13 protein-coding genes are annotated in these 17,163 nt (G+C 40.3%); 6 read left to right on the top strand and 7 right to left on the bottom strand.

Annotated elements, in window-relative coordinates; genetic code table 11:
• The first annotated feature begins 110 nt into the window (after positions 1–110).
• Together sipA and V7K89_RS13965 are read left to right on the top strand one after the other, a co-directional pair.
• Complete coding sequence (gene sipA / locus V7K89_RS13970; protein ID WP_335187997.1) at positions 111–353, top strand: regulatory protein SipA; 243 nt, start codon at positions 111–113, stop codon at positions 351–353.
• A 57-nt stretch (positions 354–410) separates the two neighbouring features.
• Positions 411–968, top strand: coding sequence for a peroxiredoxin (locus V7K89_RS13965; RefSeq protein WP_335187996.1), 558 nt, complete (start codon positions 411–413; stop codon positions 966–968).
• Positions 969–1,006: 38 nt separating this feature from the next.
• Here V7K89_RS13965 and modA read toward each other — a convergent pair whose 3' ends face one another.
• Positions 1,007–1,801 (bottom strand): molybdate ABC transporter substrate-binding protein, encoded by a 795-nt coding sequence (gene modA / locus V7K89_RS13960; RefSeq protein WP_335187994.1) that lies wholly within the window; start codon positions 1,799–1,801, stop codon positions 1,007–1,009.
• A gap of 96 nt (positions 1,802–1,897) precedes the next feature.
• Between modA and V7K89_RS13955 the strand changes: the two genes are divergently transcribed.
• Positions 1,898–2,341 (top strand): TOBE domain-containing protein, encoded by a 444-nt coding sequence (locus tag V7K89_RS13955; RefSeq protein ID WP_335187992.1) that lies wholly within the window; start codon positions 1,898–1,900, stop codon positions 2,339–2,341.
• Between the two features lie 190 nt (positions 2,342–2,531).
• Here the strand turns inward: V7K89_RS13955 and V7K89_RS13950 are convergent, their stop codons facing one another.
• A complete protein-coding gene (locus V7K89_RS13950) occupies positions 2,532–3,500 on the bottom strand; it encodes a TauD/TfdA dioxygenase family protein (RefSeq protein WP_335187990.1) in 969 nt (322 codons plus the stop codon).
• Between the two features lie 654 nt (positions 3,501–4,154).
• On the opposite strand from V7K89_RS13950, the gene V7K89_RS13945 reads away from it, so the two are divergent.
• Entirely contained in the window at positions 4,155–5,747 is a 1,593-nt protein-coding gene (locus V7K89_RS13945; RefSeq protein ID WP_335187988.1) for a glycosyltransferase family 39 protein, read from the top strand.
• Positions 5,748–6,067: 320 nt separating this feature from the next.
• Positions 6,068–9,997 carry a DUF2157 domain-containing protein gene (locus V7K89_RS13940; RefSeq protein WP_335187986.1) on the top strand — a complete coding sequence of 1,310 codons (3,930 nt, stop codon included), beginning with the start codon at positions 6,068–6,070 and terminating at the stop codon, positions 9,995–9,997.
• 127 nt (positions 9,998–10,124) lie between these two features.
• Here V7K89_RS13940 and V7K89_RS13935 read toward each other — a convergent pair whose 3' ends face one another.
• The gene (locus tag V7K89_RS13935; RefSeq protein WP_335187984.1) at positions 10,125–11,084 is read right to left on the bottom strand and encodes an NAD-dependent epimerase/dehydratase family protein; all 960 of its coding nucleotides are present in this window, start codon (positions 11,082–11,084) and stop codon (positions 10,125–10,127) included.
• Between the two features lie 404 nt (positions 11,085–11,488).
• On the opposite strand from V7K89_RS13935, the gene V7K89_RS13930 reads away from it, so the two are divergent.
• Entirely contained in the window at positions 11,489–11,647 is a 159-nt protein-coding gene (locus V7K89_RS13930) for a hypothetical protein (RefSeq protein WP_335187982.1), read from the top strand.
• Positions 11,648–11,892: 245 nt separating this feature from the next.
• Here V7K89_RS13930 and V7K89_RS13925 read toward each other — a convergent pair whose 3' ends face one another.
• From V7K89_RS13925 to V7K89_RS13910, 4 genes are all read right to left on the bottom strand, one after another.
• Positions 11,893–13,491 (bottom strand): B12-binding domain-containing radical SAM protein, encoded by a 1,599-nt coding sequence (locus V7K89_RS13925; RefSeq protein ID WP_335187980.1) that lies wholly within the window; start codon positions 13,489–13,491, stop codon positions 11,893–11,895.
• Between the two features lie 271 nt (positions 13,492–13,762).
• Positions 13,763–14,722, bottom strand: coding sequence for an NAD-dependent epimerase/dehydratase family protein (locus tag V7K89_RS13920; protein ID WP_335187978.1), 960 nt, complete (start codon positions 14,720–14,722; stop codon positions 13,763–13,765).
• 172 nt (positions 14,723–14,894) lie between these two features.
• Positions 14,895–15,956, bottom strand: coding sequence for a uroporphyrinogen decarboxylase (gene hemE, locus V7K89_RS13915; protein WP_335187976.1), 1,062 nt, complete (start codon positions 15,954–15,956; stop codon positions 14,895–14,897).
• Between the two features lie 363 nt (positions 15,957–16,319).
• Positions 16,320–17,006, bottom strand: a complete 687-nt coding sequence (locus tag V7K89_RS13910; protein ID WP_335187974.1) for an Npun_F0296 family exosortase-dependent surface protein — start codon at positions 17,004–17,006, stop codon at positions 16,320–16,322.
• Positions 17,007–17,163 lie beyond the last annotated feature (157 nt).

The raw sequence follows: 17,163 nt of genomic DNA, 5'->3' as shown, positions 1-17,163 counted from the left end.
GGGGAAAAACTTCATCCCCTTTCCCTTTCCCTATTTATTCTCCTGCTCAATTTAGTAGACTTTCAAGCTAGTTTTGAGTTATGAGTTAATCAAAACTCCGCTTGATTAAAATGTCAAAAGAATTCGCAATTGGTAGTAAAGTCCGTGTTGTGGCGCTACCAGCTTATGTCAAAACTGCTGAACCTATGCCCATGCTACGCCCTCCTAATGTAATTCACATGGGCGAGGAAGGTATAGTCGTTGACCGCAGACCCGGTGGATATTGGGGTATTCGCTTTACTAGGGGGGTCTTTCTCCTAGATAGTCAATATATCGAAAGCACAGATACCCCTCCCGAATCTCACTTAGAATAAGATTTCTCGCAACAAAAAATTGTAAACTTGTGTAAAGTTGTGATTCTGGTTTTCACCATGATTTCCCGCTACATTTTTTTAAGTATATTATTTGCCAGCTGTATTTCTATCATCATCTGGCTGAATTTTACCCCTGTTGCTAATGCTCTTGGTGGTAAACTTCCGGCAATTAATCAACCTGCACCAGAGTTTACTTTGCCAACCAACACAGGCGATGGCAAAATTTCCCTCTCTGACTTGCGCGGTAAATGGCTAGTCTTGTACTTTTATCCTAAAGACTTCACCTCTGGTTGTACTATAGAGGCTCGTCGTTTTCAGCAAGACTTACCCCAATACCTTGAAAAAAACGCTCAGATTATTGGCGTTAGTGCTGATAACATTGATTCCCACGCCAAATTTTGTGATTCAGAAGGACTAAAATTCCCTCTGTTGGCTGACACAGATGGTTCAGTGAGTAAAGCTTACGGTTCGTGGCTCGGCTTTTTATCTATGCGCCATAGTTTCATCATCGATCCTCAAGGTGTCTTGCGCGAGACTTTTGTCAAAATCAACCCAACTATTCACAGTTCAGAAGTGCTGGCACGACTAGAAAAATTACAGTCCACAGCTTCTTAAATTTCAATTAACAAGACAAGGGGCTTAAGCCCCTAATTTTAACTCACAATAAACCCATATTTTCTGAGTACAGTTTTGACTTGACTGCCAGATAAAAACTGGACAAATTCTTTGGCAGCAGAAGGATTTTTACTGCTTTTAATTATTGCTACCGGATAGACAATCGGCGAGTGAAATTTATCATCAGCAGCGACTACGACTTTTACCTTGTTGGAAATTTTGGCATCTGTGGCATAAACTAAACCTGCTTCAGCATTACCACTTTCTACTGCTGCTAAAACTTGACGCACATTGTTAGCAAAGACAAATTTCGACTTGAGGCGATCATAAAGTTTCAATTTCTTTAAGACTTGCTCGCCATATTGACCGGCAGGTACGCTTCTGGGTTCACCGATCGCAATTTTTTTAATCTTACTATCTGTTAAATTGTAGAAGCTACTGATGCCAACAACATCCTGAGCCACAATCAAGACTAGACGGTTATTTGCTAGGTTAGTACGGCTACCTGGTAGCAACAGTCCTTTTTCTTCCAAAGCATCCACTTGCTTTTTGCCAGCAGAAATAAAGATATCCGCTGGCGCACCTTGCTCAATCTGTTGCTGCAAGGCACCAGAAGCCCCAAAATTATAACTAATATTGATATTTGATTTACTTTGTTGGTACAAAGGCTTAATTTCTTCCAGCGCTTCTTTTAAGCTGGCAGCCGCGGACACGAGTATGCTGTTGTTCGACTGTGCTATTACAGGAGAAGGAGTAATCAGTGGTAAACCAAATGCTAGCAGCAAGCCAGCGATCGCTATACCCAGGAAGCCAAAAATTTGTCTTCTTTTCATAGAAAAGGCGTTTGAAAGGTTTCTTCCATAAAATTGATGCTAGGTAAAATAGTACCAAAAATTACCAACATTTAACCAACTAAATTAGTAGTAAATATGCCTAGAAAAGAACAAGGGTGGGTCACATTCCAAACCTCAGAAGAGGAGCGAAAGATTTTGGAAGAGTTTTGTGGCCAATCTCAGCGAACTAAGACCGAGATTCTCCGGGAACTGGTACGTGGTCTTAATCAACACTCTTCACCATCAAACTTGCTACCATCCATAAACATAGAAGAGGAAGATATCTACACTCAAATGCCTGAGATAGAAATTAGTCTTCAAAAGAAACCACTCAAAGTTAGCTCTCGCAATATTCTCAAGGGTGTTGTTAAGCGAGTTGTTACTGGAGCCGTTAATAGTGAAGTAACGCTAGAGATTGTTCACAAAGTTGAGTTAACTTCAATTATCACCAGAGTATCGGTAGAAGAGTTGGATTTGTCTGAAGGGAAAGAAGCTTATGCTGTTATTAAGTCCAACGATATAGTTATTGCCAGGGAATAGGCTGTGGTGATGTTTGTGAACTATTGCTTTGGCGTAGGCGTAGTCTCTCATAGACATCCCTATTCACTCAAGAGAAGTTGCTGTAAAAATTTCTTAATGCTACGCAAATAAATTGATATTTCGCTAGATACTGAAGTAGGTAAACCGGGCTACGAACAGATTTCGCAGCCCTTGTTTACTGTTCTGTAGATTATGAAAGCGCTGGTACTGCTTCCAACTTGTCAGCTTTGTTCTTCAATACGGTTGGTAGTTCGCTGTTGAACGCCTCACCTTCAACCACTTGTGATCGGAAACCATCGGGACCAACTGGAACATCACCCGTAATGGTGGTGCGATAGAGGACGCGCTCGACTTCCAGATGATCCAAGTCTTGAGGGGCTAAATGGGAGGTGGCGCGGTTGTCCCAGAACGCAATGTCACCGTTATTCCAGCGAAAGCGGGTGGTATAGGCGGGCTTGGTGATCTGGTTGAAGAATAACTCAAGCAGCAGATCGCTCTCTTGTCGTGATACGTCGATAATGTGCGAGGTGAAGCCTGGGTTGACGTACAATGCACGTTCACCTGTCTCAGGATGAACCCTTACTACTGGATGGATTGAAACCAGGGGATTGGCTGCAATGCGCTGGGCAATCTTGCTGTTGCTGGGCAAATTCAAACGCGCATTGAAGCGATGTTCGGCTTTTAATGTGTCTGCCAAGGCTCGCAGGGGTGCTGACAGACCCTCATAGGCTGCAACTAGATTTGTCCATTGTGTGTCACCACCAAAGCTAGGGACGTTAACCGCACGCAAAATTGACGCCGCAGGTGGGTTAACAACTGCTGTGACATCGGTGTGCCAACGGCTCTCGTAGCTGGAACGGCGCAGACCATTGCGCCGCTCGTAACGGCTGCGGTCAATGGGCAGGATTTCTGAGAAGCCTTCAATCGGCTCATCTTCGTGGGGATGTGCGTAAGTCACTTCGCCGAAACGAGCCGTGAATGCAATCTGTGCCGCATGATCGATGTTTTGACCGCGAAAGAACACGACTTTCCACTTCAATAGTGCTTGACGAATTTCTTTGACTGCATCATCGTGCAAAGGACGCGACAGGTCTACACCGCTGATTTCAGCACCGATGAAACCTGCTACCTGTTTGACTTCAATGTGTTTGTTGCTCATGTCAATTCTCCATAATTTAATCGATAGGGCGGTGTTCGCAAGCGATCGCAATTTAAATTATAATACTATAAATCAATCGATTTACCGTAGTATATATTGACAGTATTTTAGACTGCTCGAACAACGGTCAATTTAGTCCAAGCAAGGGCAAGTTAAAATTCGCAACACAGATTAAGAAGCTTCTTACCGGAGGTAAAAAGCAAGCTATCTAATTAAATGTGTATAGAGCAAGCACTAAATTTTTGCTACAAGTGCCTTTTTTCGAACTTACAACGATTCCACAATAGCCTCTCTGTATCTTCGCTACTCACAGGCGTATTTATAATACTTTTATATAAACTTTGTAAAATCTTTTTATTTGTAACACTAGTATTTTATTGATTGATTAATTTATACTATAAGATGACAAAGAAACAATTATATTTACTATAAGTATAGTTTTGCCCAAAGCTGCAAAATAAATACTGGTTAAAAATAAAATAATACTTAATATTTATTTTTTCATTTGTAAAATATATAAATAAATCTTAATTTTAGTCAAATTTACTATTTCAAGATACTAATTTTATTTTTTCATTAGCACTAGGCTAATAACAAATTATGAGTTGCCTTTTTAGAAACGTTGATTAAGGTTTTAATTAAATTAAAAACTATATGAAAAAGCAACGATCACAGAAATGGACTATTTCTAAATATTGGTTACGCTTTTTAATTATTATCCTATTAGTAATAGGCGTATTTTTTCGCTTCGTCAATATTGATAAAAAAATTTATTGGGGTGATGAAGTTTTTTCATCATTACGTATATCTGGCTATACGCAGTCAGAAATGAAAACGCAATTAAGTGATGGTCGTTTGATTGGCATAGAAGATTTACATAAATACCAGCATCCTAATCCTGAAAAAAATGTATTTGATACAATTAAAGGGCTTATTTTAGAAGACTCACAGATTTTGCCACTATACATTTTGATTACCCAGTTTTGGGTAGAGTGCTTTGGCAATTCTATAGCAGCGATCAGAAGTTTTTCGGCATTTATTAGTCTGCTTACCTTTCCTTGTTTTTATTGGCTATGTCAAGAATTATTTGAGTCTTCACTAGTAGGGTGGATAGCCATCGGGTTAGTAGCTATTTCACCTATTCATATCGTGTATGCACAAGAAGCGCGATCGTATAGTTTAGGGATAGTAGCCATATTACTATCGAGCGTAGCACTACTACGAGCCATGCGCCTTCAAACAAATGTTAGTTGGTGTATTTATGTGGCAACATTATCAATAGGGTTCTATACTCATCTATTTTTTACCTTTGTTGCTTTAGCACAGGGAATTTATATAGTTGTAATCGAAGGTTTCCGATTGAGTAAAATATCGATTTCCTACGTGCTATCATTGTTTGCAGGGTTTATAACTTTTCTACCTTGGATTTGGATTATTATTACCAATCCTCAGCCAGAAGCAGTCACTTGGGCGAATACTAAACAAACATTATTGATGTCAGCTACAAGGTGGGCTGGTATCTTTAGTCGTGCGTTTCTTGATTTAGGTATTAGTCCTAATGAACCAGGAAAACTTAAGTTTGTCTTAATTCCTTTTATTTTAATTATTTTAGCTTTAATCAGCTACTCCATTTATTTTGTATGTCGAAAAACCTCTAAAAAAGTTTGGTTATTTGTCTTAACTTTGATTGGATCTCTAGGGCTTCCTTTACTGATAACAGATTTCGTCTTTCAAAAGCGATTTGCTACTAGTCGATATACACTTCCTTCTGTTTTAGGTATACAGTTAGCTGTTGCTTACCTATTTACCACTAAGATCGCGTCTGTTTATACTAAAGCTTGGCAAAAAAAGTTTTGGTCACTTGTAGCGTTTATGGTAATTATGGGTGGAGTTGTATCTTGTATGGTTCACTCTCAAGCGCAGATTTGGTGGAACCAATTCCCTGAAAAATACCAAGAATATCCGAAAATTGCTAATATTATTAATCAAGGTAAAAAACCGCTTTTAATTAGTGATCAGGATAACCTTTTTCCACCGCTACAAGTACTTAGTAAATTAATCGATCAAAAAGTGCAATTTCAAATTGTAGGAAAAAATCAGTTACCAGAAATTAATAATGGCTTTACTGACATATTTTTGTTCTTGTTCGAGCCGTCTGATTTCTTAAAAGCTGGAGTTGAAAAAGTTTATAACTCAAAGTTACAGCAGGTAGACGACTTTCTCTGGAAAATAACAAAACCTAATTAAACTAAGGATACGGGCACATTTAGCGGTTAGGAGACTGCAAGGTGGAAAATAAAAGCAGATAGTTGGCATTTGAATATCGCTTGTATGTTAAAAATCAATATGCTTGGGTTAAGGGTTATTGGTGTAGATAATTAGTCTTTCAAGACGCGATAAATCACTAAGACACGATAAATCACGTCTCTACATTAGGGTTTTGGGGTTATCTAAACTGTATTGGGTTAAAAATTAATATCAATTAGCCTTATAAGTGGTACAGTTATAGCAAAAATATACTTTAATTAAACAAATAATTTAAGTATATACTTGTACTGCTGCCGCTTATGTCATCGCCCCTTGAGCGCCTGCTAAAAATTGAAATCAGACTGCCGTCTTCCCATCCTCAATTATTAGAAGGACTGGATATATGGCTGCGTTTAGGTCTAATATCTGATGTCCAAGTCAGGCAGTTATGTCGAGAGTTTCTAGTGTGTGCAGTGGTGTTGCAACCCCAGGCTGAAGCTCAAACAAAGGTAGTATTTGCAACTTCTGACCCTGTGCAGCAGTTGCCCGTAGCAGTTTTACAAGCTAGTAGCGGTAAACAACTACAACAAAAACCAGCTAAACCCAACTTCATCGGCACAATGTTGCAGTCCTTGGGTGCAGAACTGAGTGTCCGTTGGCTACTTTTTCTAGGGGTTTTCTTGGTAGTCGTATCTTCTGGGGTACTGGCTGCTAGTCAATGGGCCAGGTTTCCTGCTTCTGGGCAATACGGGGTTTTACTTGCTTATACTTTGAGTTTTTGGGGATTAAGCTTTTGGGCAATTAGGCAAAATAACCTCAGCTTGACGGCTCAGACATTGCTGATTGCTACTCTTTTATTAGTGCCAGTGAATTTTTGGGCAATGGATAGCTTTCGGTTGTGGCAAAATCCTATGGATTGGATTGTAGTTGCGATCGCCTGTCCTACCCTCACTGCTATAACTGTTTTACTCTCCAAAAATCGGACTATTTTTACCAATTTACATACTGGCAAATTACCTCTGGTAAATATTCTGGGGCTGAGTTATCTGCATTGGGGTTGGCAATTAAGAGGATTTCCCTTAATTGCTGTTTATCTGGCAACTATCAGCACAACTATCATTACCGTTTATCACAATCTTTTCCAACAGCCTCATACTGTCAGCGATGATCGCCGTAGGTTAAGTATTAGCTTACCTGCTGCTGTAATTATTTATTCTTTAATAGTATTGTTGGTGCGAGCAATTTTTGTTATCAAGGTAGATGTCACACTGTTGGGGTTAGCTATTGGCATTTGCGGCTGGTTGATGACTTGGTTAACACAGCAGGGAAGGAGGAGGGCAGGGGAGCAGGGGAGCAGGGGAGCAGGGGAGCAAACAGAAAATTTTGCTTCTTTGCCGCTCTACTCTTTACTCTGGGAAAGACTTGGGAGCGTTTTACTCTTTTTGGGTTGGGTGGTATCGGTAGTAAATTATCCTTGGCAAGCAATAGCTGTCAGTGGTTTGGGTTTGTGGTTTGTAGGGAGTCGCTTGCGGTGGTACAGTTTAAAGCGAGACTTTGTAGCGGTTTTCGTCATCGGCTTAGAGACGATTTGGCTAGGTTGGCGATTAGTACCTGATAACTTACAGAAATTAGCGATCGCAACTGGTACTCAACTCACCAATTCTCAAAATGAACCTTGGGCGCTACTGGGTATAGTTTTATTTCCCTACGTAATTTTGATGGTGGCGCTTACAGATAGTTTGTATCGCAGCCAAAAGCGAGAATTAGCTAAATTTGGCGAACTGCTCGCTCTGTTATTTGGAGCTTTTTTAACAACGATCGCTATAGTAAATCCCACATTGCGATCGCTAAATCTGCTATTTTCTACCGCTACTCTCGCATTCGTTACTCAACGTCGCTCCCCCTTATCCCTTCCCCTGGTATACCTAACTCACATCATGGGGGTGCTGACGTTTTGCTTTACCATTAATTGGTTATTCCCCAGCCTGACTCAACAAGCCTGGGCAAGTATTTTATTGGCTCTCATGGTTGCAGAATGGCGATTTAGCTTAGAGGAAGGACTATGGCAACGTAGTGCATGGGACATCGGTTTAGGACTAGCTGCAGCGAGTTTTTTCCTTTTGTGGATGAATGCAGAATCATCTTGGTTTGGCATCGCTGATAACCGATCTGATTGGGGAGTTTTATGGCTAGTTACGCCTTTAGCTTTGACAGGTGTTGCCAATGCCACAATTATCGAGCGGCGGCTTACTAGCCGTTACTTGAGTGTCTTGGCTGTGATAGTTGCCCAGCTAGTGACTTTACAATTACCAGGAATCAGATTAATCGGTTTGGCTGTAGGTGCTGGATTGATGTTTGCAAATACGCGCTATTTGCGAAACCAAGTATCTGCGTTAATTACAGAAGGATTTGTTTTAAGTTTCATTGGGGTGCTGCTGTGGACAGGTATGCCTGGTTTACCTCGCCTAGCGGTAGCAGGTTGGTTTGTTGCTGGAGCGATCGCCACTCTCAGTCTATGGTTAGCGCGCACTGTTTTAAGCCGACGCAGTAACGAATTAGCAGTTATCTATGCCGCCGCTAGCGATAAATGGGCGATGGCTTTGTGTGGTTTGGAATTGTTGAGTTTGACGCTGCACTCAGTGCTGATTTCCCAAGGATTTAATACTTCAGGATTTTTGTTCTTAATTGCCACTGCAATAACCTTGGCAGCCATTGTTTATCGCAGTTGGCGAGAACCAACAAATTGGGCATTTTATGGAATTGGTTGGTGTTTGGAATTGTTGATTGCTCAGGTGTTAGGGTTGGAAGAACGCTCAATTGTGAGAATTGCAATCGTAAACATCGCTTTGGGTTTAATTACTCAACTTGTCGGCGAGTGGTGGTGGCGACGACATCAATTAGAAAGGTTTCCTAGCAGCTTGCATATTTTGCCATTAATTTATGGTGCATTCAGTGTATTGCTGCGTTTGAACACCTTCACCGAGTGGACAGGTTTGTATTCCTTGGGTGTAGCATTAATTGTTATTGGCGTGGGGCGACGGCGCGAAAACTTTAAACCCTTGTTGTATTTAGGGATTATTGGCGTATCAATTTCTGCTTACGAACTTTTGTTTTATCAAATGTCACAAGCTTCAGGAGGAGCATTAGGTGATGGATTAATTGCCATGTCTGCCCTTGGCGCAAGTATCATGTATGCTTACCGCATTCTGTCGCCTTGGCTTGTCAGCTACTTACGCCTAACTCCTCAAGAATTGAAAAGAGTTGCCCATATTCATTGGGCTTGGAGTAGCTGTTTATTAATGGCTGCTATTACTACACCCATTGGAATTAACCGTTTGCTGGGATTGGCAACTGGGGTATTTTTGATTCGCTATGCCATCTTTCAGGGACGAAATTCACGCACTTCACCCAGTTTCTTCAGAGGAATTACAATCGCCGAAATGTGGGTTTACCTTAGCTTATTAGAGGTAGCCGGCATAAGGATTTATTGGCGGGAGACAGCAGTAGGGCGATTTTGGGCTGGGCCATTAGTTCCTTGGAATGGTGCGATCGCTTGTGTAGTAGCCTACTTTCTGTACATTCTACCTTGGGAAAGTTGGGGTTGGTCTAAAAGACCTTGGCAACAAGCTGCCTACGTTATACCATTGATAATTTTATGGGAAACCAGACTGCAAACTTACCCCATTACCTTGATAATCGCAGATGGATTTTACATCTTCCTTGCAAAGGTTAGTGAAAACATCCGTTTCACCTATATTAGTGTGGCGCTCATTGATTGGGCGCTTTATCGTTGGTTTAATTCCTTACATCTAACTGATGATTTATGGTATGTAACACCCATTGGGTTATCACTGCTGTATATTGCTCAAATCGATTCTCAACTGAGGCTACCAGAGTATAAAACCCCTCGCCATATTCTGAGAGTGCTAGGTAGTGGTTTAATTTGTGGATGGGCAATTTTATTTCATCAAAATGCAGCTTGGATACCGGGGATTCTCAGCCTCATCGCCATTTTTGCTGGATTAGCTTTACAAGTGCGGGCTTTTCTCTACATTGGTACAGCCACTTTTTTAATTACTACAATCTATCAATCGGTAATTTTCAGCTTGCAATACTCCTTTTTAAAATGGGTTGTTGGCTTGCTAGTTGGCATCTTACTGATTTACATCGCCGCTAACTTTGAAACCCGTCGCGCTCAAATAACTTCCTTAATTCGTAGCGCCATTGATGAATTTCAATCATGGGAATAAAACAAGGGATAATGAAGGAGGCTAAAACCTTCTTCCTTTCTGCCTCCTGCCTTATCCCAACAATAAATATTTACGCCCACCTACTTATTCCACTAATAAGAAGTGAAGGTTAAAAAGATAAGAAAAATTAGGAAGATAGGGAATACAAAGATTTCACCCACTCCCATTCTTGTATCAAACCCTCTCTTAAGGAGACTTGCGGCTGATATCCAAGAATTTTCTGCGCTTTAGATACATCAGCAGCTGTGTGGCGGGCGTCTCCCATCGCTTTTTCTATGTGGTTTCTCTTGATTGGCTTCCCGACAATTTCTTCAATCGTATTTAAGACTTCTGCTAAAACCACCCTGCTACCACCACCGATATTAAAGATTTCTCCCACTGCTTGGGGTATAGTAGCGGCAGCTAAATTAGCGGCGACAATATCACTAACAAATGTAAACTCCCGCGTTTGCTGGCCATCGCCGTAAATAGGAATCACCTCATCGTACAAAATGGATTGAAAAAACTTATGAAATGCCATATCTGGGCGCTGTTTGGGTCCATAGACTGTGAAATAGCGCAATGTTACACAGGGCACACCAAAGTTTTTGTAATACAGTTCACACAAAAACTCTGCTGCTAGCTTTGTAATACCGTAAGGAGAAACTGGTTGAGGACAAATTCTCTCATGAGTAGGTAATGTTTCTGCATCACCATATACACTAGATGAAGAGGCAAACACTAATCTTTTTAAGTATTTAGCATCTTTAGCTGCTTCCAGCAAAACTTGTGTAGCGTTAACATTTCGTTCTGTATAGCCTCGAAAAGCTTTACCCCAACTTGCTCTGACCCCTGCTTGTGCCGCTTGATGGTAAACTACATCAACATCTTTTAGGAGTTTCTGCCAATCTAAAAACTGTATATCTCCTTCAATTAATGCAAAACCAGGTAAACGATACAAGTGTGCAATATTGTTTCGCTTTAACATAGGATCGTAATAATCATTGAATTCATCAATCCCGATCACTTTGTTTCCTTTTTGTAGCAATGTTTGTGCAAGATGAGAACCAATAAAGCCTGCGACTCCAGTAACGATAATTTTAGCCATGTTGCTGATTTTTTTATATCCTGATTAACCGCTATATTCACAAGTTAATAATTATAATCAAAAAATGGTGAGTAATTGAGGCTTTTTTCATAGATTATTTTAGCTTTATTAGTATAAAAGATAATTCAACTAATACACTTGTGTTGAAAATATGTTATTAACTTAATTAAGTAATTGCTAACAATAAAAATTAAAACTCTACTAATTATAAAAATTTAATTTTTATAATAAATGCAGTTAGAATTTAATGGCTAAAATATTTCAGCAGATCAAAGAATTAAAGTGATGCATAAATAAAATAGTTCCATGCCGCCTTTGGCTTACGTCAAAGTCTCCCCTCCTTACAGGTCTACGGTATATACACAAGTCTGAAATAGTTTACTCACCTGAGCGATGGAGAAACCTTGAAGAAAGAAGCTACTAAACCTCAAAAATTGCGTTCTATCTACACATTGACTAATGATTTTCCTGTGTGGCCTTTTGATGTTACAACCTTCTGTCAATACTTGCTTTCTGTATTGACACCACTTCTCCCTCTGCCAATCAAGTTAGAAGAATACTAACGCAAGTTACTAGTTATAAAAAAGCGCCTCTTTTTAAGTACAAAATATTAAATTTTGGTGCCTAGAAATACTTCAAAATGCTGATTTTGTATCATAAAGATATGATTCAGGGACACTAACTAGCAACTTGCGTTACTATTTTAAACGTATGGTCGTAAAGTAATTTAAACTTAAATATTGGATTTGTATAATTTTAATTGAAAACGGGTAATAAGTAATTTATTTACTATTACCCATTACCAACCTTAACTAACTACCGCTTCAACTTTTTCCTCAGCTTTTTCTTTCACTAGGACATAAGGCTTTTCTGCACCTTGTGCTAAATACTCAGCTAGCTGACTTTCAATTTGATCGCGGACAATTTGGCGATACTCCAGAAAATGCTCGTTGTGGGCGCAAGCAGAAATGTAATGTTCAATAACTCCAGGGTTACGCTTGAAAATACTGAACAAATGATGCCAGAATTTCCAGCGGGTTTCCCGTTTGATTCCTTGTCGCCAAATCACAATCAGCAACGCTTTTACAACTAACCACTCTGGCATTTTTGCTGGGGCTTTCCAACTCGGCAAGCCCATCATCAAGAAACAGCGATAGGTGCGATCTAAATACTGTACCGGATCGTATAAAGAACAGAATGCTTCAATATATTCTCGCGCAAGTTCTTCTAGGGGACGGGTGGGCAGGAAGTTCATCAATGTTGTTTGATTGATGTTGCCATCTTGATTTTCTCGTAATCGCCCTTCCTTTTTCAGGCGATGCCAAAGTGCAGTATTAGGTAACGCTTGTAACATGGCAAAGGTAGTTGAGGGAATTGCTGCTTGTTCAGCAAAGCGGACAATGCGATCGCCTGCACCTGCTTTTTCGCCATCAAATCCAATAATAAACCCAGCCATTGGGCGCAATCCCGCTTTGATGATGGTTTGCACCGCCTCAGTTAGGGAACTGCGAGTATTTTGAAACTTCTTGGTCATTTGCAAACTATCTTCATCTGGCGTTTCGATTCCCAAAAACACCGCTGAGAAACCACACTCAACCATCAACTCCAACATTTCTTGGTCTTGTGCCAAGTCAACTGAAGCTTCTGTGTCAAATCGGAAGGGATATTTGTGTTTTGCCATCCAGACTTTTAACTCTTTCAGCAACAACTTCACATTTCGCTTGTTGCCAATAAAGTTGTCATCCACCATGAACACACCCCGTCGCCAACCCAATTCATAGAGATAATCTAACTCTGCTAACAATTGGGCTGGGGTTTTGGTGCGCGGTTTGCGCCCGTAGAGAACAATAATGTCGCAAAATTCGCACTGGAAGGGACACCCACGCGAAAACTGCACCGACATCATATCATAAGCGTTCAATTCTAATAAATCAAAGCGGGGTATTGGTGTACTTGTGACATCAGGTTTTTCTGTGGCGCGGAAAGTGCCAGATGTGTCTCCCCTTTTTATTGCCTCAATAAACATGGGCAGCGTGATTTCTCCTTCATCCAGAATCAGAAAATCTGCGCCAACATTTTCAACTTCGTCAGGTACAGAGGTGGGGTAAGGGCCGCCAACTGCAACTAACTTGCCACGTTTTTTTGCTTCCTGAATTTGCTCAAGCAAATCTTGTTTCTGGACAATCATCGCAGAGAGAATTACTATATCTGCCCACGCCCATTCTGCTTCTGTTGCGGGGCGGATGTTGCGATCAACCAGCTTGAATTCCCATTCTTGGGGCAAAATCGCGGCTACTGTTACTAAACCCAGAGGTGGTAATAAAACCTTGCGATCGACTAACTCCAAGATTTTTTCATAAGACCAAAAGGTTTTGGGAAATATTGGATACACTAACAAGATTCGCATCTAGTATTAATCCTCACACTTTGATTGTTATCCCACTCTAACGAAAATAAAGAGTTATTGACTTTTTATTAAAGTTGTTTTATTTTACCATTGATATTTTTGACTCAAATCAAGGGACTGGGGAGCAGAGAGGAAAGAGGTAATTTTCCATTCTTCACCCATACTCAATTACGCCAGTAGCTAATGGAGAAAACTCCCAGATGCTCTCTACAAAATTAGGAGAATTTTCTGTTAATATTTTACAAACCTTGTCAAAAGCGACAGATTATAATCAATTTTTAGCCTTTTCAACACCGCTAATTTTCAAAACATCACTCATGGTTACACAATAATTTGACAAGCCGAAACTATCAGGATTGATGAATTTTTCGTATGTAAAATGCCGATAGTTCATGCAAAATCGATCCCAAGCGGCCATCCGAATGCGGAACAGAACAATAATCAAATTAGCCAATGCTATAGATATGGGAATGCGAAAGTAAATCTTTTTGCCCAGATAAGCACAAACTTCTTTCACTGCTTGATTAGCAGTTAATGGTACCTGACCTAAAACAAGCCGACGTGGTTGATCGCTTTCGGGAGGACAATTGATCAAATATCGCACGACAGTGGCAATATCTCGTCCGTGGATAAAGTGAAAACTGCCATCTGCTTCCAAAAAGCGAATCAAATTAATATATTTCGTAACTTCTGGAATGCCATACGTCAGATGAGAATAGGGTTTATTGGCATCACCACCCAATACTAAAGTCGGAAATACTGTAGTAATTTTGGGTGCGATCGCTAATTTTTCTTTTTTCTCTAAGCACTCATATTTAGAACGGATGTAATCTGTCCCTATTTCCCCGGCTTTTTTTAATGGTTGATTGTAGCGATCCAAAACGCTAGCTGTCGAAAAATAAATCACCTGTTGGCAACGTTCTGGATCTAGCAGTTCGAGTAACTCTATAGTCTTGACGACATTAATATCAAATGTCTCATCACCACCCCAAGCTGTGGCTGTGAGTATTGCTGTATCAATTGTGGATAGCAAATCGGCAAACTGGTGAATATTTTGCATATCACCTTGTAAAATGTTGATTCTTGAACGTACCTTGGTATCAACTTGCAGTTTGCTTGGGTTCCTAACTAGTAAATACAGTTCGTGATCTGTTTCTTTAATTAAGGCTTCTGTTAAATAATGACCTACACAACCACTTGCACCAGTCACTAAAATCCGTTTCTGGCTCATAGAGAATTTTTCAAAATTTAGGAGTTAAAACTAAAGAGTTAAGAATCAAGTTAAAAGTTCCGAATCACAACTGATAAGTTATAACTCTGGAAATTTTAGATTTTGAATTTTGGATTTTGGATTGAAGGAAAAATCTAAAATCTAAAATCTAAAATCTAAAATTGCATGATTCCTAACCCTTAACTCCTGCAAGATTCAGTTCCTTTGCGGTTTCAAAGAAGAAAGCGACATTTTCTTCGGGAGTTTCTGGGAGGACACCGTGACCGAGATTGAGAATGTGACCCCAATTACCAGCTTTGCGAACGGTATCAAGAATGCGATCGCGGATAAACTGTTTAGAGCCAAATAGTACGCCTGGATCAAGATTTCCTTGAACTTTGACTTGTTTGCCCAATCTGGCTCTTGCGTCTGCCATATCTACTGCCCAGTCTACACTGACAATATCAGCACCAGATTGTCCCATTCTTTCCAACACACCCGCACTACCGCTAACTAGCAAAATCAAAGGTGTATCAGGATGGGTTTGCTTAACTTGCTGGAAAACTCTTTGCTGATAGGGGAGAGCAAAGGTATCATAATCTTGAGGACTCAATTGACCCGCCCAAGAATCGAACATTTGCACAACTTGAGCGCCAGAGTCAATTTGGTAGCGGGCATAAATGGCGATCGCATCTGCTAATTTAGCTAACAGTTGATGCAGTATCGTCGGATCTGAAAATGCCAGATTTTTGATCATGGAGTAGGTTTTAGAACCTTTTCCTTCCACTGCATAAGCTGCTAACGTCCACGGCGCACCCACAAAGCCCAACACCGTTGATTTATCGCCTACTTCCGAACGTAGCGCTTGCAAAATTGTTTTGATAAATGGTAGAGCTGCTTCTGGTTCTAAAGGATGCAAATTATGAATTTGTTCTTGAGTGCGGAGAGGTGAGTGAATGATTGGCCCTTTACCTTCGGCGATGTCCATGTCAATGCCCAAACCAGGTAATGGGGTGACAATATCAGAAAATAAAATTACTCCGTCTGGTTGGAAAGCTCTCCACGGTTGCAAGGAAACTTCAATTGCTACTTCTGGAATTTCTGAGCGATCGCGAAACGAAGGATACTTCTCTCTTAAGTCTCGATATGCTTTCATATATCGTCCCGCTTGTCGCATCATCCATACAGGGGGACGATCTACTACTTCACCACGAGCAGCCCGTAAGAGATGAGGAGTTGTTAAAGAAACACCCATTTATTACTTCATCCTATTTATGCCACTGTTTAGCTTATCATTCTGGGATTACGCTTTTCCAGCACGTTGTTAGGAAAAGGTGAGTAGCAGGGCATAAAGTAATATTATTTTATAATATTTTGATTATTGAATATAAGCGCTCGGTTGGCTTGACTATAGTAATTAATGCCACCAAGTGCCACAAATTATTCTTTTTTTGGCTTATCCGATGAAATCATCGCTTTAAGTCCCACGTAGAAATGCACCTCTGACTTATACATCAAGGGAACGCATGAGGAAAACTGGATGACAAATAACAAATGTGTCTCTATACTTGACGTAGAGACACATCCTTAAGGGTTTTCAACCGATATCCAGATAAATTTATCCTTTCACTGTCGCTTTATGTTGTGAGCGTTTGAAAAGTGAAGTCATACCACAAGCACCTATTGCTAACACACCTAACATCGTATTAGATTCGGGAACGCTCTTGGCTAGTCTATAAGCGTGGTTATCTGTTTCAAAGGCAATACCATTTGAGCGCATCACAACTCGGTCAAATGTTTCTCCTGTATCAGCTACAAGATTGACAAACATATTAGCTTGAGAGCTAGTCCAACTACCATCAGCTATAGCAGTTGGCACATCTGCACCACTAAAACTCTTTAACAACTGATTGCCTTTGTAAATGTCAACATAGTTGTAACTATCTAATGAACCTGCATAAAAACCGAAGTAATTAACAGCTTGTTTGAAGGCTATATTGACAAAACCACTGTCGCCTGCAACATTACTACCTTTTGGGGAAATTGTTAAAAATTTGGTATTATCCCCATAAGGTGAGGCGTATTGACCTGATGCGCTACCTTGAACAATGTTACTAGTAATATTAGAGTAAGTAACAAATCCATTGGGATCGTTTGCTGTGCCATCATCAAAGGTGACAGTTTTGGCATCAGCGTAGCTAGAAAACGGACCGGTATTGACTTTCAAACTTACGGCACTAGCTGGATTTGCACTCATAACTACAGCAGTTATTCCGAGTAAAGCCAAAGAGATTTTTTGCAGCATTTTAGTAATAAAGCTTGAAGAACACAAAGAGAATTAAGATTGAACTTTTCTTGAAACCTAGCTAACCTGAGTTCGGGTTAAGCAGGTTGAGATAAAAGCCACTCCATCTGAAGGCTGGGTTTCTTAGGTTGATGGCAATAAGCGATTAATCCGCATA

The organism is Nostoc sp., assembly GCF_036917515.1.
Taxonomy (GTDB): domain Bacteria; phylum Cyanobacteriota; class Cyanobacteriia; order Cyanobacteriales; family Nostocaceae; genus Nostoc.
Note: the sequence above shows the minus strand (reverse complement) of the source record. Positions and strands in the feature narration are given on the sequence as shown.

Bases quoted from the DNA above. Each gene is read 5' to 3' on its own strand.
- modA (WP_335187994.1), bottom strand. From the start codon at position 1,801: ATGAAAAGAAGACAAATTTTTGGCTTCCTGGGTATAGCGATCGCTGGC.
- V7K89_RS13920 (WP_335187978.1), bottom strand. From the start codon at position 14,722: ATGAGCCAGAAACGGATTTTAGTGACTGGTGCAAGTGGTTGTGTAGGT.
- V7K89_RS13925 (WP_335187980.1), bottom strand. From the start codon at position 13,491: ATGCGAATCTTGTTAGTGTATCCAATATTTCCCAAAACCTTTTGGTCT.
- hemE (WP_335187976.1), bottom strand. From the start codon at position 15,956: ATGGGTGTTTCTTTAACAACTCCTCATCTCTTACGGGCTGCTCGTGGT.
- V7K89_RS13940 (WP_335187986.1), top strand. From the start codon at position 6,068: ATGTCATCGCCCCTTGAGCGCCTGCTAAAAATTGAAATCAGACTGCCG.
- V7K89_RS13965 (WP_335187996.1), top strand. From the start codon at position 411: ATGATTTCCCGCTACATTTTTTTAAGTATATTATTTGCCAGCTGTATT.
- V7K89_RS13935 (WP_335187984.1), bottom strand. From the start codon at position 11,084: ATGGCTAAAATTATCGTTACTGGAGTCGCAGGCTTTATTGGTTCTCAT.
- V7K89_RS13950 (WP_335187990.1), bottom strand. From the start codon at position 3,500: ATGAGCAACAAACACATTGAAGTCAAACAGGTAGCAGGTTTCATCGGT.
- V7K89_RS13955 (WP_335187992.1), top strand. From the start codon at position 1,898: ATGCCTAGAAAAGAACAAGGGTGGGTCACATTCCAAACCTCAGAAGAG.
- sipA (WP_335187997.1), top strand. From the start codon at position 111: ATGTCAAAAGAATTCGCAATTGGTAGTAAAGTCCGTGTTGTGGCGCTA.
- V7K89_RS13945 (WP_335187988.1), top strand. From the start codon at position 4,155: ATGAAAAAGCAACGATCACAGAAATGGACTATTTCTAAATATTGGTTA.
- V7K89_RS13910 (WP_335187974.1), bottom strand. From the start codon at position 17,006: ATGCTGCAAAAAATCTCTTTGGCTTTACTCGGAATAACTGCTGTAGTT.